The organism is Loktanella salsilacus (assembly GCF_024206795.1).
GTDB classification, from domain to species: domain Bacteria; phylum Pseudomonadota; class Alphaproteobacteria; order Rhodobacterales; family Rhodobacteraceae; genus Loktanella; species Loktanella salsilacus.
The window spans coordinates 3,362,731-3,380,216 of sequence record NZ_CP072994.1; the positions used below are offsets into that span (position 1 = coordinate 3,362,731).

18 protein-coding genes are annotated in these 17,486 nt (G+C 60.8%); 9 read left to right on the top strand and 9 right to left on the bottom strand.

The features are described from left to right. The first annotated feature begins 168 nt into the window (after positions 1-168). Positions 169-1,410 carry a lytic murein transglycosylase gene (locus KBW81_RS16295; RefSeq protein ID WP_254247898.1) on the top strand — a complete coding sequence of 414 codons (1,242 nt, stop codon included), beginning with the start codon at positions 169-171 and terminating at the stop codon, positions 1,408-1,410. Here KBW81_RS16295 and KBW81_RS16300 read toward each other — a convergent pair. From KBW81_RS16300 to ribA, 4 genes are read right to left on the bottom strand one after another with little or no spacing between them, the layout of a single operon-like run. Next, complete coding sequence (locus KBW81_RS16300; RefSeq protein WP_254247899.1) at positions 1,390-1,854, bottom strand: hypothetical protein; 465 nt, start codon at positions 1,852-1,854, stop codon at positions 1,390-1,392. The two genes, KBW81_RS16295 and KBW81_RS16300, sit on opposite strands and share 21 nt — an antisense overlap. Then, positions 1,851-2,354: an RNA pyrophosphohydrolase gene (locus KBW81_RS16305; RefSeq protein ID WP_254247900.1), complete on the bottom strand. Its 504-nt coding sequence runs from the start codon at positions 2,352-2,354 to the stop codon at positions 1,851-1,853. Before KBW81_RS16305 ends, KBW81_RS16300 begins: the two co-directional genes overlap by 4 nt. A 46-nt stretch (positions 2,355-2,400) precedes the next feature. After that, positions 2,401-2,895, bottom strand: coding sequence for a L,D-transpeptidase family protein (locus tag KBW81_RS16310; protein ID WP_254247901.1), 495 nt, complete (start codon positions 2,893-2,895; stop codon positions 2,401-2,403). A gap of 55 nt (positions 2,896-2,950) precedes the next feature. Next, complete coding sequence (ribA, locus tag KBW81_RS16315) at positions 2,951-4,021, bottom strand: GTP cyclohydrolase II (protein ID WP_254247902.1); 1,071 nt, start codon at positions 4,019-4,021, stop codon at positions 2,951-2,953. 159 nt (positions 4,022-4,180) lie between these two features. On the opposite strand from ribA, the gene KBW81_RS16320 reads away from it, so the two are divergent. From KBW81_RS16320 to KBW81_RS16335, 4 genes are all read left to right on the top strand, one after another. Continuing rightward, on the top strand, positions 4,181-4,867 hold the full coding sequence (locus tag KBW81_RS16320; RefSeq protein WP_090188360.1) for a response regulator transcription factor: 687 nt from the start codon (positions 4,181-4,183) through the stop codon (positions 4,865-4,867). 223 nt (positions 4,868-5,090) lie between these two features. Beyond that, on the top strand, positions 5,091-5,768 hold the full coding sequence (locus KBW81_RS16325; RefSeq protein WP_254247903.1) for a hypothetical protein: 678 nt from the start codon (positions 5,091-5,093) through the stop codon (positions 5,766-5,768). Positions 5,769-5,842: 74 nt separating this feature from the next. Next, a complete protein-coding gene (locus KBW81_RS16330; protein ID WP_090188355.1) occupies positions 5,843-6,151 on the top strand; it encodes an SH3 domain-containing protein in 309 nt (102 codons plus the stop codon). Positions 6,152-6,226: 75 nt separating this feature from the next. After that, positions 6,227-6,601 carry a rhodanese-like domain-containing protein gene (locus KBW81_RS16335; RefSeq protein ID WP_090188352.1) on the top strand — a complete coding sequence of 125 codons (375 nt, stop codon included), beginning with the start codon at positions 6,227-6,229 and terminating at the stop codon, positions 6,599-6,601. Here the strand turns inward: KBW81_RS16335 and KBW81_RS16340 are convergent. Together KBW81_RS16340 and serB are read right to left on the bottom strand one after the other, a co-directional pair. Beyond that, positions 6,598-7,359 (bottom strand): TSUP family transporter, encoded by a 762-nt coding sequence (locus KBW81_RS16340; RefSeq protein ID WP_090188350.1) that lies wholly within the window; start codon positions 7,357-7,359, stop codon positions 6,598-6,600. The genes KBW81_RS16335 and KBW81_RS16340 overlap by 4 nt on opposite strands. 1 nt (position 7,360) lies before the next feature. Continuing rightward, positions 7,361-8,230 (bottom strand): phosphoserine phosphatase SerB, encoded by an 870-nt coding sequence (gene serB / locus KBW81_RS16345; protein WP_254247904.1) that lies wholly within the window; start codon positions 8,228-8,230, stop codon positions 7,361-7,363. Between the two features lie 204 nt (positions 8,231-8,434). Here serB and KBW81_RS16350 point away from each other — a divergent pair, with 204 nt between their 5' ends. Together KBW81_RS16350 and preA are read left to right on the top strand one after the other, a co-directional pair. Further along, positions 8,435-9,757: an NAD(P)-dependent oxidoreductase gene (locus KBW81_RS16350; RefSeq protein WP_254247905.1), complete on the top strand. Its 1,323-nt coding sequence runs from the start codon at positions 8,435-8,437 to the stop codon at positions 9,755-9,757. After that, a complete protein-coding gene (gene preA / locus KBW81_RS16355) occupies positions 9,757-11,061 on the top strand; it encodes an NAD-dependent dihydropyrimidine dehydrogenase subunit PreA (RefSeq protein WP_254247906.1) in 1,305 nt (434 codons plus the stop codon). The genes KBW81_RS16350 and preA overlap by 1 nt, the downstream gene beginning before the upstream one ends. 180 nt (positions 11,062-11,241) lie before the next feature. Here preA and KBW81_RS16360 read toward each other — a convergent pair whose 3' ends face one another. The 3 genes from KBW81_RS16360 to KBW81_RS16370 are packed head-to-tail and all read right to left on the bottom strand — an operon-like array spanning position 11,242 to position 14,537. After that, positions 11,242-11,910, bottom strand: a complete 669-nt coding sequence (locus KBW81_RS16360) for an FAD-binding oxidoreductase (protein WP_254247907.1) — start codon at positions 11,908-11,910, stop codon at positions 11,242-11,244. 59 nt (positions 11,911-11,969) lie between these two features. Next, positions 11,970-13,856, bottom strand: coding sequence for a potassium transporter Kup (locus KBW81_RS16365; protein ID WP_254247908.1), 1,887 nt, complete (start codon positions 13,854-13,856; stop codon positions 11,970-11,972). A gap of 54 nt (positions 13,857-13,910) precedes the next feature. Then, the gene (locus KBW81_RS16370; protein ID WP_090190290.1) at positions 13,911-14,537 is read right to left on the bottom strand and encodes a TetR family transcriptional regulator C-terminal domain-containing protein; all 627 of its coding nucleotides are present in this window, start codon (positions 14,535-14,537) and stop codon (positions 13,911-13,913) included. Positions 14,538-14,704: 167 nt separating this feature from the next. Here KBW81_RS16370 and KBW81_RS16375 point away from each other — a divergent pair, with 167 nt between their 5' ends. Together KBW81_RS16375 and hydA are read left to right on the top strand one after the other, a co-directional pair. Further along, the gene (locus tag KBW81_RS16375) at positions 14,705-15,955 is read left to right on the top strand and encodes a Zn-dependent hydrolase (protein ID WP_254247909.1); all 1,251 of its coding nucleotides are present in this window, start codon (positions 14,705-14,707) and stop codon (positions 15,953-15,955) included. A 76-nt stretch (positions 15,956-16,031) separates the two neighbouring features. Further along, entirely contained in the window at positions 16,032-17,483 is a 1,452-nt protein-coding gene (hydA, locus tag KBW81_RS16380) for a dihydropyrimidinase (RefSeq protein ID WP_254247910.1), read from the top strand. Positions 17,484-17,486 lie beyond the last annotated feature (3 nt).

The following is a 17,486-nucleotide window of genomic DNA, read 5'->3' on the forward strand; positions in this document are numbered from 1 at the left end:
GGGTCGCGGCGGTTGCGGTTGGTGAAAGATGCCTCCGGCGGGAGTTTATTTGGCAAGGTGAATGCGGATGCGGCATCAAAGCGCTAGGGCATAGATCCGGGGTTGGATGGCAGGCGCGCCGTGCTACGGTCGATGCCAATGACCCCTGACTGACCGGACCGATTTTTGATGCGCTTTGCTTTTGTAATTGCTGTTTCCCTGTCCACAGCTGCCTGGGGCGCGCCGGACAGTACTCTGCGGCCCGAACTGCGACCTGCAGCGACGCCTGGGCGGACGTATGCGCAAGTGCCCGATGCGGGCTTTGATGCTTGGGTGCGGGCGTTCCGGCCACGGGCGCTGGGGAAAGGTGTGTCAGCGGCGACCTTTGATGCGGCCTTCGCCAATGCTGGGTTCATTCCTGACAGCATCGCACTGGACCGCAATCAGGCGGAATTCACAAAGCCACTTTCGGAATACATGGCCACAGCTGCAAGTGATGACCGCGTGGCCACCGGGCGCGCGATGTTGGTGCAGTATGGCGATCTGCTTGAGCGGATTGAGGCGGCCTACGGCGTGGACCGTCATGTCGTGCTGGCTGTTTGGGGGATGGAGAGCAACTTTGGCAAGCGGCGGGGCAGTGTGCCGCTGGTGTCGACCTTGGCGACGTTGTCGTATGAGGGGCGGCGCGGGCGGTTTTTTGAAGATCAGCTGATTGCGGCGCTTAAGATTTTGCAGCGCGGGGATACGACGCCGCAGAATATGACCGGAAGCTGGGCAGGTGCGATGGGGCATACGCAATTTATGCCGACCAGTTATGCCGCCTACGCCGTTGATTTTACGGGCGACGGGCGGCGCGATATCTGGTCGGACGATCCGAGTGATGCGTTGGCATCCACGGCGGCTTATCTGGCGAACTTTGGCTGGACCAAGGGGCAGCCGTGGGGTGTTGAGGTGCGCCTGCCGCGCGGATTCGATTACAGCAAAACCGCGCTGAGTGTGAAGCAACGGGCGAGCGCTTGGGCGGCCTTGGGCGTTGTCGGAACTGACGGCCGGGCTGTGCGGGATCATGGCACGGCCGGCCTGATCACGCCGACTGGCGCAGGGGGGCCGGCGTTTTTGGTGTTCCGCAACTTTGACGTTATCAGCCGCTATAATAACGCCGAGGCCTACATCATTGGCGTCGGCCATCTGGGGGATCGGATTAAAGGGATGGAGCCGTTGCAGCGCCCCTTTGTCGCGGGCGAGCGTAATTTGAACCGGGCAGAGCGGGTCGAACTGCAGCAGCGCCTGACGGCGGCCGGCCATGATACGGGCGGCGTGGATGGCAAGGTTGGACCCGCTTCGCGCCGGGCAATTCGTGCGTTTCAGACCAGCCGCGGGTTGCCGCCGGACGGCTATGCGAGCCTGACGTTACTGAACCGGCTGCGCTGAGCAGGCACCGTTCTGCATGCAGGTGGTCAGGCGGTCCAGTGTCGCCTGATCCGGCGCAGGGAAGAGCCAGCTGCCGCAGGCGTCCAATTCGATTACCGGGGTTTCCCCGTCGATCCGGGCAAAGGCAAGGATCGGGCCTGATGCTGGCGCGCTGCCGCACCATGGACCCGCGCAGGTGACCTTCAGGACGACGTTGCCGTCAAAGGGGGCCGTGAAGCCGTCTGTGGTCAGGCCCTGTCCGGTCAGGGTGCCCAGCAATGACACAGGCTTGCTTTCCGTGGTGCCGCTCGCAGGTGGAGCGGTCAAGGTGCCGGTCAGGACAAGGTAGGGAAATTCGCTGGCGCTGGCCTGATCAAAGCTGGTGGCCGCGTCAGGCCGCATGCAGGACAGGGCCTGCGCCTGAGATGCCGTCAGCAGCGCGGCAATGGTCAGCAGCGTTTTCACAGCTTGACCCCCAGCTCTGCCAGAACCTGCTCATACACGGCGCGTTTGAAGGGGACGATGTTATCGACCAGTTGGTCCTTAGGCAGCCACTTCCACGCGGAAAACTCTGGATGGTCTGTGGCGATGTTCACATCGGCGTCGGTGCCGTGAAAGCGCAGCAGGAACCACTTTTGCTCTTGCCCGCGATACTTGCCGCCCCAAGCCTTGCCAACCAGATCATGCGGCAGGTCATAGCGAATCAAACCGCGCGTTTCCGCCTCGATGCTGACCAGCCTTTCGCTGACACCGGTTTCTTCCCACAGCTCACGCAGGGCGGCGTCGCGGCAGTTTTCGCCGGCATCGACGCCGCCTTGGGGCATTTGCCAAGCGTCGCTGTCACGATCCAACCGCTGGCCGACAAAGACGTGGCCGCGCGGATTGGCCAGCATAACGCCGACGCAGGGGCGGTAGGGAAGCTGTTCGATTTGATCTAGGGTCATGAAGTGGCCTTGGGTTTTCATCGCATGGTCCTTTCGTTTGGACGTGTTCTGCCCCAAAGGTCCAGCGTTAAGCGATAACAAGCCGCGTGTTATGCTTAATCCGGGGCGCAATCCAGTGCAGATGGGCGCGTGACAGGGCCACGCAGCCTGCGGTGGGCCGCCCCTTACCGCGCCACTGGTGTATGAAAATCGCAGAGCCGCGCCCCTTGACCGCATAAGGCCAGTTCCAGTCGGTGATAATGACCACATCATACATCGGATCGGCGCGGCGCAGATCCTCGTGGCCAAAGGCGTGCGGTACGCGCACCATCATGTTGTAATCGACGTCGCGCACATCATCCGACCACAGATCGCCCGGTCGGATCGGCACTGCCCAATCAGCGGGCTGCGCGATGCGGTCAGGGCGATACAGCATGCCGACAATCCGGTGCACCCCGCGCGGGGTCGCGCGGTCGCCTTCGACTTTGCGATTCGTAAATCCGCCGCGCCCGATGGTGCGTGGAAACTGCCGCCCCAAGAACCGCAGGTGGGTTGGCGTCACAACCAGATCAGCTGCCTTCATGCCCGGACCTTTCGCATCATCTTGCCCCAAATACTCCCAGCGGAGCGTCCAAAGTTCATAGCAAATGCCCAGACTTTGCGGCCTTCGTCGCCAGATATGCATGGTTGTGCGCATTCTCGCCGACCTTCAGCGGGACGCGTTCGACGACGGACACGCCAGAGGCTTCCATACGGGCAATCTTCGCCGGGTTGTTTGTCAGCAGGCGGACGGCACCAAAGCCCATTTGTTTCAGAATCGCCGCACCGATGCGAAAATCGCGTTCGTCATCGTGAAAGCCAAGGCGATGGTTGGCTTCGACCGTGTCAAAGCCTTGGTCCTGCAGGGCATAAGCGCGCATTTTGTTCGCAAGGCCGATGCCGCGTCCTTCTTGGTTCAGGTAAAGCAGCACGCCGTGGCCTTCGGTGCCCATTTGCGCCAACGCGCCGCGCAGCTGCGGGCCGCAGTCGCATTTCAGGCTGCCGAGCAGATCGCCGGTGAAACAGGCAGAGTGCAGGCGCGCGAGGACGGGTTTGCTGCGGTCAGGTTGGCCGATCTCGACGGCGTAGTGCTCTTCTCCGCCGTCATCCGGGCGAAAGACGTGTAGGCGTCCCGCCTCGGACACCGACATGGGCAAGCGGGCGCTGACGATGCCGTGCAGGGGCGACATTTCGGTCGTCCGTACGGCGGCGGCGTCGACGACGGTCAGGCCGTGCTCTGCGGCAAAACGGGCGGTATCGTCCAGCGGGGCAATCACGGCGGCCGGCAGTAGGCGGGCGGATTTGCACAGGGTGACAGCCGCGCGGGCAAGGTCGGCGTCACCGCCGCGCTGGGCACGCAAGGGGCCCTTCATCGGGCTTCGCAGGTCGTCGGCGGGATTGGCCAGCGCAGTGACCCAGCGGGGATCGGCATCCGCAGGCAGGGCGATGCGGGCGACATCGCCGTCGTAGGCTGCGACTTTCAGCGTTTGCGCGCGCCAATCGGTGATCGCGACAGCGGCCCCCATGCCGTGTAGCAGGGTCAGGCGGGCGGGTTGCAGTGTCTCTGCCGCGAGCATGACGCCCATGCCTGCCACGACGACGGGCACGCCCATTCGCAGGTCAGCGCGGGCGCGCGCCAGTCTTTCAGTGTCGTCAGGTGCGAAGCCCATAGGTCAAAACCTTTGCGATTTGTCCGACGGAGTTAGCGCATGTGGGCGTTTAATGTAATAATTGTAAATGAAATCACACGTCCGTGTGAACCTTTTGCAGCACAACTTGTTGAACTCGTGTGTCCATCACATCTGATGTGTATGAAATTGGAGGGTACTATGGCCCAATTGAAAAAGATCTTGTTAGTCGACGACGATGACGACCTGCGCGAAGCGCTGGGCGAGCAGTTGTTGCTGACCGAAGATTTCGATGTGTTCGAGGCCGATGATGGTGCCTCGGCGATGACGAAAGTCAAAGAGCAGCTTTATGATCTTGTGATCCTTGATGTTGGCTTGCCCGACACCGACGGGCGCGAATTATGCCGCCTGATGCGCAAGCAGGGCGTTAAATGCCCGATCCTGATGCTGACCGCGCAGGATAGCGACGCCGACACGATTTACGGTCTGGACGCGGGCGCGAATGATTACGTGTCCAAGCCGTTCAAATTCCCCGTGCTGCTGGCGCGGATCCGTAGCCAGCTGCGCACGCACGAACAGTCAGAGGATGCGGTGTTCCAACTGGGGCCGTATACGTTCCGCCCGGCGCAAAAAATGCTGGTGACCGAGGACGAAAAGAAAGTCCGTCTGACGGAAAAGGAAACCAATATCCTCAAGTTCCTATACCGTGCGGCTGACGGCGTTGTTGCCCGCGATGTGCTGTTGCACGAGGTTTGGGGCTATAATGCGGGCGTCACGACCCACACTCTAGAAACCCACATCTACCGTCTGCGCCAAAAGATTGAGCCCGATCCATCGAACGCGCGTTTGCTGGTGACGGAACAAGGAGGTTACCGATTAGTCGCATAGATTGCCGGGAACCAAACCTGTTTAATGGTGTTGTAACAGCGAAATCCCGCGCCACCGGGTAATGTGGCACCCTCCCTGTTGGACTTGCCCGGGCCTTGTGCCCGGGTTTTTTTTTGGCTTGCGGGGGGCGCTTTTGGGAAACGGATTGTGGCTAGATTCAGAGTATTCCAAAGCGCTTAGGTCGCATATGATTTCAGAAATTTTTATATAAGGAATTGCTGTGATGTTTCGTATCGTGACTTTGCCGTGTCTGATGCTTTTGACCGCTTGCGGCGGTGCAGGCATCCCGATGACGCAAGCCCCGGTAGGGCTCGATGCCCAGATCGCGGCAGGGGATCGGCTTGTATCGCGGTTGGACGGTGTCGCGGCGACGCAATTCTCTGCCATGCCAACGAGCGGAAGTGCGACGTTCACGGGCGTAGCAAGTCTGTTCATTGATCCCGTGTTTGAGACCGATGCGGACGATATCGTCGTCCTTGGCGATTTGACGACAACGGCGAATTTCAGCAGCGGCGTCATGCGTGGGCGCGTTGATAACTTGCACGGTGCCACCGGATTTACTTCAAGCGGTTACCGCGAGATTCCTGTTGATGGTGTGTTGCAGATTGGCGGACGCGAGTCGGTGATTGGTAATGACATTGACGATAACCGCACGAACCGGCCGAATGATTTCTATGCGGATTATCAAGGTGATATCACGCTGCCCGACGGTACATATGCGGTTGAGGGCACGTTGGACGGTCAGTTTTTGGGGACGCGCACATCTGATGGTGTGTTCCCAATTCGTGGCTTGCTCGGGGGTGGTGAAGGTGTCGCATCGCGCGGGGTCGAAGGGACTGCTGGCTTTACCGAGTATTCGGCGGACCTTGACATAATCGCAGAGGCACCTGGCCGCCCCTAAGCCGAACGCCCGGTTTCGCCTTGGGGATTAGGTTGCTAGGATGGCTCCGAGGCGAATAAAAACAGGATCACGCGATGCGCGGCTTAACTTTTTCTTTTCTTGTGGCGGTCAGTCTGACGGCGTGCAGCAGCAGTGCAGTGGATGCGCCACTGGGCGGGCTGGGACGATATCAGGTGGCCGGAGTCGAAGACGACGATGACATGCTGAAAATGCGGGCGGGTCCGGGGACCGGATATATCATTGTGCTTGGGATGCCGAATGGCACCTCTGTCTGGGTTGATAGCTGCGAGCCGTCGGGCAACACCAGTTGGTGCAAGGTCACGCTGGGCGGGCCGGGCGGTGTGTCGGGCTATGTGTCAAAGGCGTATCTAAAGGCGGTCTAATATTTTCGCACGGTGCTTAACCTATGTGCGCGGCGCACTAGGTTAGTCATGGAACGTCACTTGAAAGGACCTGCTATGAAGACTGCTAAGGATTATCTGGACGACGCGAACGCTGTTGTGACCCGCATCCCGACCGAGGAAGCGATTAAGCTGCATGGTGCCGATGATGGTATCTGGATCGACGTGCGCGACAGCAGCGATATTGCCAAAACAGGCACGATCAAAGGCGCGCAGCGTCTGCCGCGCGGCTTTTTGGAATTTGCGGCCGACCCGGCGTCGCCCCACCAAAAGGATTTCATGAAGCCGGATAACAAGTATTACCTTGTTTGCGGTGCAGGCGGTCAGGCTGCGCTGGCCGGTAAGACCTTGAAGGACATGGGCTATACCGATGTCACCAATGTCGGCGGTGTGCCGGATTGGAAAAACGCTGGCGGTCCAGTCGAGGATTAAGCCCAGATCTGCCAAAGCAGCCGCACCGCAAGCGCGGTCGCGGCTGTGACCAGCACGGGCTTGATCAGGCGAGAGCCGACGCGCATCGCCAGCTTTGACCCAACCCACGCGCCCGCGACCTGCGCTGCACCCATCGCCAGCCCCACGGCCCACCACGGCTGCGCGACCAGCGCATAGGTGGCGATGCCGCCAAGGTTGGACGCAAAGTTCAGCAGCTTGGTATGAGCCGTGGCGCGCAAGACGCCGTAGCCGCCGAGTGCGACGAACCCCAGCATATAGAACGCGCCAGCGCCCGGCCCGATCAGGCCGTCGTAGAAGGCGACGAGCGGTACAATGGTCAGGGCGAACAGCCCCGGCGCAAGGCGCTGGGCGCGGTCCACGTCGTTAAGACCCGGTTTCAGGGCGAAGAAGAGCGCGATGCCGATCAGCAGGACGGGCAGGCCAAGACGGATCACATCCGTTGGTAGGTGAGAGGTCAGCAGCGCACCCGCGATGGCGGCGACGAAGGCGATCAGCGCGGGCTTGATCTGTTTTCGCAGGTCTACGTGACCGCCGCGCGCATAGGCGATTGCGGCCATGCCTGCGCCAAAAACGCCCTGCACCTTGTTTGTGGCGATGGCCGTGACGGGGGGCGCACCGGCCAGCACCAGTACAGGCAGCGTGATCAGCCCGCCGCCGCCCGCGATGGAATCGACAACGCCCGCGACAAAGGCGGCGAGCATGAGGAGTGCGACAATGTCGCCTGTGACCTCGAACATATTAAGACGCGAAGTCGGAGCGGGCGTAGCCCTGAATGAACAAAAGCGCGGTCAGATCGCCGTGGTTGATACGCACATCGCATTCCTTTTGCACGGATGGCTTGGCGTGCAGTGCGACTCCGGTGCCTGCGCGGCCCAGCATGCCCAGATCGTTCGCACCGTCGCCAACGGCAAGGACTTCGGCATCGGTTATGCCGATCTTAGTGGAGATTTCTGCGAGCGCGTCCACCTTGGCTTGGCGACCAAGGATCGGGCGGGCGACGTCTCCGGTCAATTTACCAGCGTCCACCAACAGCGTGTTGGCGCGGTTTTCGTCAAAGCCAAGGGCGGCGGCGATGCGGGCGGTGAAGGCGGTGAAGCCGCCAGAGACGAGGGCGGCGTGACCGTCGTGCGCTTTCATCGTTTGCACCAGTTCATAGCCGCCGGGCATCAGGGTGATCCGGGTGTCGAGGACATGGGCAATGATGGATTCGGGTAGACCCTTGAGCAGGCCGACGCGTTCAATCAACGCGCCTTCGAAATCCAACTCTCCATTCATGGCTTTGGCGGTGATGGCGGCGACACGTTCGCCGACGCCGGCTTCGGCGGCCAGCTCGTCAATGCATTCTTGGCGAATCATGGTGCTGTCCATGTCGGCCAGCAGCATTTTCTTGACGCGGCCTTCGGTCGCTTGGATGACCAGATCGACGCCAATCGCTTGGCAATCATCCCACACGGTCCACTGATTGTCGGGCTTGGCGGGCAAGGTAAATTCGGCGGCTTCACCGACCGAAAGCCAGACCGCTTCGCCCCCGCCCCACGCGTTGCGCAGGTTCTCGACCAGGGTGGCATCAAGGGTGCCGGGCTTTGCAATCAGGGTGGCGGTGAACATGGCGGCGGACCTTTTGCGGGCGCAAAGCGCGGTGATGTTGCGGCTGTGCTAACGCGTTTTTAGGCCTCGGGGAAGGGTTGGAAGGGGGCCAAACGACGGATTTCCCCTATAAAACAGGCGTTCGCATTTCGCCTAAAATTTACCGTTTGATAAAAAATGAACATGTGCAAGGCTACGCAGGTAACACAGTCCCTGAGGTAGACCATGACATCACCCACCGCCCCCGGACTCGCCGCTGGTCGGCTTGACGCCGAGAGTATCGCCGCCGGCTTTGCCGATTTGCACGCTCCGCTTGATCCGCACGAGGTGCTTGTCGCCGCGGATCGTTGCTATTTCTGCTATGACGCGCCCTGCGTCACGGCCTGTCCGACCAGCATCGATATCCCGCTGTTTATTCGCCAGATCGCGACCGGAACATCGGCAGCGGCCGGACAGACCATTTTTGACGCGAACATTCTGGGCGGTATGTGCGCTCGTGTTTGCCCGACCGAAGACCTGTGCGAGGGCGCCTGCGTGCGCGAAGCCGCCGAGGGCAAGCCGGTCGAGATTGGCCGCTTGCAGCGCCACGCAACGGATACTGTCATGGCGCGGCAAGAGCATCCCTTTGTGCGGGCGGCCTTGACGGGCAAGCGCGTGGCAGTTGTTGGGGCCGGGCCTGCGGGTCTGTCCTGTGCGCACCGCCTTGCGATGCTGGGGCATGACGTCGTGATGTATGATGCGCGGATTAAACCGGGCGGTCTGAATGAATACGGCATCGCGGCGTATAAATCGACCAACGGTTTTGCGCAGCGCGAGGTCGATTGGCTGCTGGGCATCGGCGGCATTGATCTGCAAACTGGCAAAGCGCTGGGCGCGGATCTGAGCCTTGATGCGCTGGCAGAGGAATTCGACGCGGTGTTTTTGGGCACCGGACTTGGCGGCGTGAATGCGCTGGGCGTCCCCGGCGACGATCTGGCCGGGGTTGCGGATGCCGTCAGCTTTATCGCTGATCTGCGCCAAAGCACTGATCTGACAACGCTACCTGTTGGACGCAATGTCGTGGTGATTGGCGGCGGTATGACCGCTGTCGATGCTGCTGTGCAGTCCAAGCTGCTGGGCGCAGAGAATGTGACGATCGCTTACCGCCGTGGCCGCGACGCCATGGGCGCGAGCCGGTATGAGCAGGATCTGGCCGCAAGCCACGGCGTGAAACTGATGTTTCACGTGCAACCCCATGCGGTGCGCGAGGGCGCGATTGATCTGGAGTATACCTCTGACGATGGCACGGGCCTGCGCGGCACCGGCGAGGTGGTTTCCTTGGCTGTCGATCAGGTGTTCCGGGCAATTGGCCAGACACTGACGACGGATGGCGGGTTGGTCGTTGAAGGCCGCAAGATCAAGGTCAGCGGCGCTGGGCGCACCGCGCGCAGCGGCGTCTGGGCTGGCGGCGACTGTGCGCTGGGCGGCGATGATTTGACCGTGACCGCGGTGGCCGAAGGCCGCGACGCGGCGATGGATATCCATGCAACTTTGATGGAGGGCAACTGATGGCCGACCTAACAACCGACTTTTTGGGCATCAAAAGCCCGAACCCGTTCTGGCTCGCCTCTGCCCCGCCGACGGATAAGGAATACAACGTCCGCCGCGCCTTCGAGGCAGGCTGGGGCGGTGTGGTGTGGAAAACGCTGGGCGCCGAAGGGCCGCCCGTCGTCAACGTAAATGGCCCGCGCTATGGCGCGATTTATGGCGCTGACCGACGGCTGCTGGGGCTGAACAACATCGAGTTGATCACGGACCGCCCGCTGGAAGTGAACCTTGAGGAAATGGCCCGCGTCAAAGCGGATTATCCTGACCGGGCGCTGATCGCGTCAATCATGGTGCCCTGTGAAGAGCAGGCGTGGAAAGATATCCTGCCGCGCGTAGAAGAGACCAATGCAGACGGGATCGAGCTGAACTTTGGCTGCCCGCACGGGATGGCAGAGCGCGGCATGGGCAGCGCTGTTGGGCAGGTGCCCGAATATATCGAAATGGTCGTGCGCTGGTGCAAGAAATACTATGACCGTCCGGTAATCGTAAAGCTGACACCGAACATCGCGGATATTCGCAAACCTGCACAGGCGGCCAAGAATGGCGGCGCGGATGCGGTGAGTTTGATCAACACGATCAACTCGATCACATCGGTGAACTTGGATTCGATGTCACCAGAGCCGATGATCGACGGCAAGGGCACGCATGGCGGCTATTGCGGGCCAGCGGTCAAACCGATTGCGATGAACATGGTGGCCGAGATTGCTCGCGATCCGGCGACACGCGGTTTGCCGATTTCCGGCATTGGCGGCGTGACGACATGGCGCGATGCGGCAGAGTTTATGGCGCTGGGTTGCGGAAACGTGCAGGTTTGCACCGCCGTGATGACCTATGGTTTCAAGATTGTGGACGAGATGAAGTCCGGCCTGTCGCAGTGGATGGACGAGAAGGGTTATACTTCGACTTCTGATTTTGTGGGTAAGGCTGTGCCGAACGTGACGGATTGGCAGTATCTGAACCTGAACTATGTCGCCAAGGCTAAGATCGATCAGGATGCCTGCATTTCCTGCGGTCGCTGCTATGCGGCTTGCGAGGATACGTCGCATCAGGCGATTGCGATGACAGCGGACCGCACGTTCAGTGTGATCGACGAGGAATGCGTCGCGTGTAACCTTTGCGTCGATGTCTGCCCCGTTGAGAACTGCATCACAATGGAAGCGATGGAGCCGGGCACGGTTGATCCGCGTACGGGTAAGACGGTCAAGACAGAATACGCCAACTGGACGACCCACCCGAATAACCCCGGGGCGGTTGCGGCTGAATGATGCGTTGCGGCCAAGAGTCTTCGTAACGAAGACTCTTGGGGCGTGCATCCCAGCAAACGCTGGTATCTTGCAATAACGGCCGCGACAGATGTGTCGCGGCCGTTTTCACGTTCTACACCCCGGACGGCGGGGCGGACGATGCCGCCTTGCCGGGCGGCCTTAGCGCAGGTTCGCTGAACGTCACCAGCCGTTTTCAATCACCATCTGGGATTTGGACACGCTCAAGTCCGTCAGCGCGTCCCGCATGGCATCAACAAAGCCGCCGGGGCCGCAGATGTAGAACGTCTGGTTCAGGTCGTTCAGAAGGTCTTGCAGCATCGCCTTGTCGATTTTGCCGTAGATGTAATCGGTATCGGCTTGGCCGCTGATGACATAGGTCGGCGTCACGCCGTCCATCGTGTCCCATTTGTCCCGCAAGATGATGTCGTGATCAGTTTTGTTGGCAAAGATCAGGCGATCGCCGATCACGCCTTCGCGCGCATGTTTGTCGAGGATCGCGATGAAGGGGGTGATGCCTGCACCGGCGGCAAGGAATACACCTGGGCCATGGTCAGTAATCGCGCCGGCGGGGTCTTCGGCAAGGATTTTGTCGCCGGGGGCCATGTGGGGAATCTGTTCGGTCACCCCGTCGTGGTCCGGGTAGGATTTGATAACGAACTCCACAACGTCTGCCTCAGGCTTGGATGTCATGGTGAAGGGGCGGTCTTTGTCACGCCAGCCGTCTTTGTCCAAGGCCCAATGGGTCGCTTGGCCCGGTTCGAATTGGAAACCTGCCGGGTGGTCGAAGGTCAGGTGCCACGTGTCGTGGGTGACAGGGGCGATGGCGGTCAGGGTCAGGGTGTGGGTCATGGCGAAGTCTCCTGCAGGGGTTGCAGGGTTAACCCGGACCTTGCGGCCCGGGTTCCGGATCAGATGACGATCTGCTGGCCAAGTTCGATTACGCGGTTGGGCGGCAAGTGGTAATAGGCCGGCGCGTTAGTCGCGGTTTTGGTCATTGCCACATAAAGACGCTGTTGCCAGCCGGGCATGGCGCTTTTGTCGGACAGTTTGTAACTGCGACGGTTGATGAAGAACGAGGTGGCCATAATTTCGAACTTTACGCCAAGTTTGCGGGCCATCATCAGGGCGCGGGGCACGTTTGGATCGTCCATGTAGCCGAAGGTGATAAAGACGCGGGTGAAGCCGTCGGTGAGCATTTCGATCACGACCTGTTCGTTTGGCGGCACATGGGGCGCGTTCGATGTAGCAACGGTGACGATGTAGTTGCGTTCGTGCAGGACCTGATTGTGTTTAAGGTTATGCAGCAAGGCAGGCGGCGCGACGACGGACTCGGCGGTCAGGAACATGGCGGTGCCGCTGACGTGGGCAAGGTGTTCGGACCCGTTCAGCGAGGTGATGAGAGTCGCGAGCGGCACGGAATCGGCGCGGGACTTTTCCTGCATGATCCGGCTGCCGCGCACCCAAGTGATCATCACGATCACCAATAGGGCCGCGACCGTCAGGGGTAGATAGCCGCCTTCAAGGAATTTGGTCATGTTTGCAGCAAAAAGGCCGATTTCGATCACGGCTAGCGGGGCCAGCATCGCGAGGGCCAGCGGGACGGACCATTTCCACAGGTAGCGGTAGACGAAGAACGCGAGGATGGTTGTGACCAGCATTTCACCTGTCACGGCGATGCCGTAGGCCGTGGCAAGGCTGGCGGAAGAGCCGAAAGCCAGCACCAGTACGACCACGCAAAGCAGCAGGATCGCGTTCATGCGGGGGATGTAGATCTGCCCGTGTTGGGTTTCAGAGGTGTGGTGCACCTCCATCCGTGGCAGCAGGCCCATTTGCACGGCCTGGTGCGCGACAGAGAACGCCCCGGTGATGACAGCCTGCGATGCGATAACCGTGGCAACGGTGGCAAAGGCGACCAAGGCGGGCAGCGCCCATGACGGGGCCATCAGAAAGAAGGGGTCGCGGGCGGCGCTGGGATCGGCGAGCACCAGCGCGCCTTGGCCCAGATAAGACAGGGCCAGCGATGGGAAGACGACAAAAACCCACGCGAGGCGGATTGGACGGCGGCCAAAGTGGCCCATGTCGGCATAAAGCGCCTCTGCCCCCGTAATCGCCAGAAAGACAGAGCCAAGGACCGGCAGGGCAGAGGCCCCGTGGGTAAAGAGGAATTGCAGGCCAGGGACCGGGCTGAAGGCACCAAGGATACGCGGGTCATCGGCGATGTGGATCAGACCCATGATCGCGAGCATTGCAAACCACACCAGCATGATCGGGCCGAACAGGCGGCTAATGCCTTCGGTGCCGCGGCGCTGGGCGGCGAAAAGGGCGATGATGATGCCGATGGTGACGGGGATCACGTAGGGCGCGAAGGACGGGACGATCAGAGTCACGCCTTCGACTGCTGACAGGACGGAAATCGCAGGGGTGATGATCGCGTCGCCAAAAAACAGCGAGGTGCCGACGATCCCCAATATGAGCAGGCCTCGGCGTTTGCCAAGGGCGCGCTGGCCAAGGGCGAGCAGGGACAGCGTGCCGCCTTCGCCCCGGTTGTCGGCGCGCAGGATCAGGACGACATATTTGAAGGTCGCGATCAGGATCAGCAGCCAAAGCAGCAGCGACACGATGCCAAGGACATCGCCGGATTGCGCCGGACTGCCGCGCGTTGCGGCGGCCAGCCCTTCACGCAGGGCATAAAGCGGGCTTGTGCCGATATCGCCGTAGACGACCCCGACGGACCCAAGCGCAAGGGCAACGGTCGAGGCAGGGCGCGCGGCGTGACCAGTAGTGACGGGGGACATGGCAGTGACCCATATGAGGACAGCAAGCGCGCAATTAATCCTGCGCGATATGCTTTACAAGTGGTCCTGATCGGGCGGCTGAAGAAGGGTCCGGTAAAGGTGATCGACAAAGGTGTCGGCGCCACTGAACGGATCGACATCGCCAAGGACGGCGCGCACCTGCACGTCGAAATCGGCGTAATGCTGGGTCAGCGCCCAGATCGAAAAAATCAGGTGATGCGGGTCGGATTTGCGGATCAATCCGGCGTCCATCCAGCCGCGCATGATCTGCGCCTTTTCATCCACAAGGGTGCGCAGCGGGCCTGCAAGTACCGCGTGAATTTGCGGCGCACCGGCAAGGATTTCATTGGCAAACAGACGGCTTTCGCGGGGAAAATCCCGGCTCATCGCCAGCTTGCGGTGGGCGTAGGCGAGGATCTCTTCGATGGGGTTGCCGTTTGGGTCAAGGGTCCGCAGCGGGTCGAGCCATGTTTTGAGCAGCTCTTCGAGCAAGGCTGCATAAATCGCCTCTTTCGAGGGGAAGTAGTAAAGCAGGTTTGGTTTGGACAGGCCCGCCGCATCGGCGATCTGATCAAGGGTCGCGCCCTTGAAGCCAGCGGTTGAAAAAGCGTCCAGCCCGCCAGACATGATGGCAGAACGGTTGCGGGTCTGAATGCGGGTTAACGGCGGTAAGTCATCCATTTTTTTACCATGCGCTAAAAAACGCGGCATGGTCTAGCCAGCGCGTGTGCCACTGCATGTTTTTTAAGCATTTGCCATGGTTTTGCGCGTGACGCTTGACTGAGTATGACCCTCTGTTAGCGTTTGTTTGACCGTACGGTCAAATCGGCAACACGCAGGAGAATACCATGGCAGCCCCCGGAGAGAACCTGAGGATTAACCCGGATCGTTTGTGGGACACCTTGATGGATATGGCCAAGGTCGGCCCGGGTGTTGCAGGCGGCAATAATCGCCAGACGCTGACGGACGAAGACAGCGAAGGGCGTCATCTGTTCGCCGGCTGGTGCGCCAAGGCGGGCTGCAAGATGGGTGTCGATAGCATGGGCAATATGTTCGCCCGGCGCGAAGGCACGGACCCGGACGCGCTGCCAGTCTACGTCGGTTCGCACCTAGATACACAGCCAACGGGCGGCAAGTATGACGGCATTCTTGGCGTGCTGGGCGGACTAGAGGTGATCCGGTCGCTGAACGATCTGGGGATCAAGACGAAGCACCCGATTGTTGTGACGAACTGGACGAACGAGGAGGGTACCCGCTTTGCCCCCGCGATGCTGGCCTCTGGCGTCTTTGCTGGGATGCACACAGAAGACTGGGCCAAGGACCGGGTAGACGCCGACGGCAAGCGTTTCGGTGACGAGCTGCGGCGCATTGGCTGGGAAGGCGACGAGAAAGTCGGCGAACGTAAGATGCATGCGTTCTTTGAGCTGCACATCGAACAGGGCCCCATTTTGGAGGCCGAGAACAAGCAGATTGGTGTCGTCACGCACGGGCAGGGCCTGTGGTGGCTAGAGGTGACGCTGACCGGTAAGGACGCGCATACAGGCTCTACCCCGATGAATATGCGGGTAAATGCAGGTCTGGGCATGGCGCGGATTACCGAGGCGGTGCACCGGATTGCGATGGACCACCAGCCTGCGGCCGTGGGTGCTGTGGGGCAGGCGAACGTCTATCCGAACTCTCGCAACGTTATCCCGGGCAAAGCGGTGTTTACCATCGACTTTCGTTCGCCCGATTTGGCGAAGCTGACATCGATGCGCGAGAAGCTAGAGGCCGAGGCGGCGCAGATTGCGGCTGATCTGGGGTTGGGGATCACGATTGAGCCCGTTGGGCATTTCGATCCGGTGACCTTTGACGACGGTTGCGTGACTGCGATCCGCGATGCGGCAGAGCGGCTGGGTTATAGCCACATGGATATCGTGTCTGGCGCTGGGCATGATGCCTGCTGGATTAACCGGATGTATCCGACCGCGATGGTGATGTGCCCTTGTGTGGACGGGCTGAGCCATAACGAGGCGGAAGAGATTTCCAAGGAGTGGGCGGCTGCCGGCGCTGATGTGCTGTTGCATGCGGTGGTAGAGACGGCAGGCGTGGCGGAATAGGGGCGCTGCCCCCGGCCCCAAGGGGCCTCCCCCGAGGTATTTGTGACCAGAAGAAGGTCGGACGAGGAGACGTGATATGAGCAAGGTGATCAAGAACGGGACGGTGGTGACCGCCGATCTGACCTACAAGGCGGACGTGCTGATCGAGGGGGATGTCATTACGGCGATTGGGCCGGATTTGCAGGGGGATGAGGTGCTGGACGCGACCGGCTGCTACATCATGCCCGGCGGGATCGACCCGCATACCCACCTAGAGATGCCGTTTATGGGCACCTATTCGGCCGATGACTTTGAGTCAGGCACCCGAGCGGCGTTGGCGGGCGGCACGACGATGGTTGTCGACTTCGCATTGCCCAGCCCCGGGCAAGGGATGCTGGACGCACTGCAGATGTGGGACAACAAATCCACGCGGGCGCATTGCGATTATTCCTTCCACATGGCGGTGACCTGGTGGGACAAGCAGGTGTTCGACGAAATGCCCGCGGTGATCGAGCGGGGGATTACGACGTTTAAGCACTTTATGGCGTATAAAGGTGCGCTGATGGTGAATGATGACGAGCTTTATGCCTCGTTTTCGCGTCTATCAGAGCTGGGCGGGATCGCGATGGTCCATGCCGAGAATGGCGATGTCGTGGCAGAGCTGTCGGCCAAGTTGTTGGCCGCGGGCAATACGGGGCCAGAGGCGCATGCCTATTCCCGCCCGCCGCAGGTCGAGGGTGAGGCGACGAACCGCGCGATCATGATTGCTGATATGGCGGGCGTGCCGCTGTATGTGGTGCATACGTCTTGTGAAGAGAGCCACGAAGCCATCCGCCGGGCGCGGATGGCGGGCAAGCGCGTCTGGGGCGAGCCGCTGATCCAGCATCTGACGCTGGATGACAGTGAATATGCCAATCCTGATTGGGACCACGCAGCGCGGCGCGTGATGTCGCCGCCGTTCCGCAACAAACAGCATCAGGACAGCCTGTGGGCTGGTTTGCAGTCGGGGTCGTTGTCCTGTGTGGCGACGGATCATTGCGCCTTTACCACCGAGCAGAAGCGGAATGGCGTGGACGATTTCACCAAGATCCCGAATGGGACTGGCGGACTGGAGGATCGGCTTCCGATGCTGTGGACGCATGGGGTAAACACCGGGCGGCTGACGCCGAATGAATTTGTGGCGGTGACATCCACAAATATCGCCAAGATCCTGAACTGTTATCCCCGCAAGGGTGCCGTGCTGGTGGGGTCGGACGCCGATCTGGTGGTGTGGGACCCGGAAAAGTCGAAAACGATCAGCGCGACCGACCAGCAATCAGCCATCGATTACAACGTGTTCGAGGGGCAAGAGGTCAAAGGCCTGCCACGCTATACGCTAACGCGGGGGCGTGTTGCCTTTGCCGATGGCGCGATCATTCCAGAGCCGGGGCATGGGCAATTTGTTGCGCGCGCGCCGAAGGGGGCGGTCAATGAGGCGCTGTCGACGTGGAAAGAGCTGACGGCACCGCGGGCGGTGGAACGGTCGGGTATTCCGGCGACGGGGGTTTGAGGG

Coding starts and splice junctions, on each gene's coding strand:
- KBW81_RS16370 (WP_090190290.1), bottom strand. CDS start 14,537: ATGGATGACTTACCGCCGTTAACCCGCATTCAGACCCGCAACCGTTCT.
- hydA (WP_254247910.1), top strand. CDS start 16,032: ATGAGCAAGGTGATCAAGAACGGGACGGTGGTGACCGCCGATCTGACC.
- ribA (WP_254247902.1), bottom strand. CDS start 4,021: ATGGGCTTCGCACCTGACGACACTGAAAGACTGGCGCGCGCCCGCGCT.
- KBW81_RS16295 (WP_254247898.1), top strand. CDS start 169: ATGCGCTTTGCTTTTGTAATTGCTGTTTCCCTGTCCACAGCTGCCTGG.
- KBW81_RS16365 (WP_254247908.1), bottom strand. CDS start 13,856: ATGTCCCCCGTCACTACTGGTCACGCCGCGCGCCCTGCCTCGACCGTT.
- KBW81_RS16375 (WP_254247909.1), top strand. CDS start 14,705: ATGGCAGCCCCCGGAGAGAACCTGAGGATTAACCCGGATCGTTTGTGG.
- KBW81_RS16320 (WP_090188360.1), top strand. CDS start 4,181: ATGGCCCAATTGAAAAAGATCTTGTTAGTCGACGACGATGACGACCTG.
- KBW81_RS16340 (WP_090188350.1), bottom strand. CDS start 7,359: ATGTTCGAGGTCACAGGCGACATTGTCGCACTCCTCATGCTCGCCGCC.
- KBW81_RS16350 (WP_254247905.1), top strand. CDS start 8,435: ATGACATCACCCACCGCCCCCGGACTCGCCGCTGGTCGGCTTGACGCC.
- KBW81_RS16305 (WP_254247900.1), bottom strand. CDS start 2,354: ATGAAAACCCAAGGCCACTTCATGACCCTAGATCAAATCGAACAGCTT.
- KBW81_RS16360 (WP_254247907.1), bottom strand. CDS start 11,910: ATGACCCACACCCTGACCCTGACCGCCATCGCCCCTGTCACCCACGAC.
- KBW81_RS16325 (WP_254247903.1), top strand. CDS start 5,091: ATGTTTCGTATCGTGACTTTGCCGTGTCTGATGCTTTTGACCGCTTGC.
- KBW81_RS16330 (WP_090188355.1), top strand. CDS start 5,843: ATGCGCGGCTTAACTTTTTCTTTTCTTGTGGCGGTCAGTCTGACGGCG.
- preA (WP_254247906.1), top strand. CDS start 9,757: ATGGCCGACCTAACAACCGACTTTTTGGGCATCAAAAGCCCGAACCCG.
- KBW81_RS16310 (WP_254247901.1), bottom strand. CDS start 2,895: ATGAAGGCAGCTGATCTGGTTGTGACGCCAACCCACCTGCGGTTCTTG.
- serB (WP_254247904.1), bottom strand. CDS start 8,230: ATGTTCACCGCCACCCTGATTGCAAAGCCCGGCACCCTTGATGCCACC.
- KBW81_RS16335 (WP_090188352.1), top strand. CDS start 6,227: ATGAAGACTGCTAAGGATTATCTGGACGACGCGAACGCTGTTGTGACC.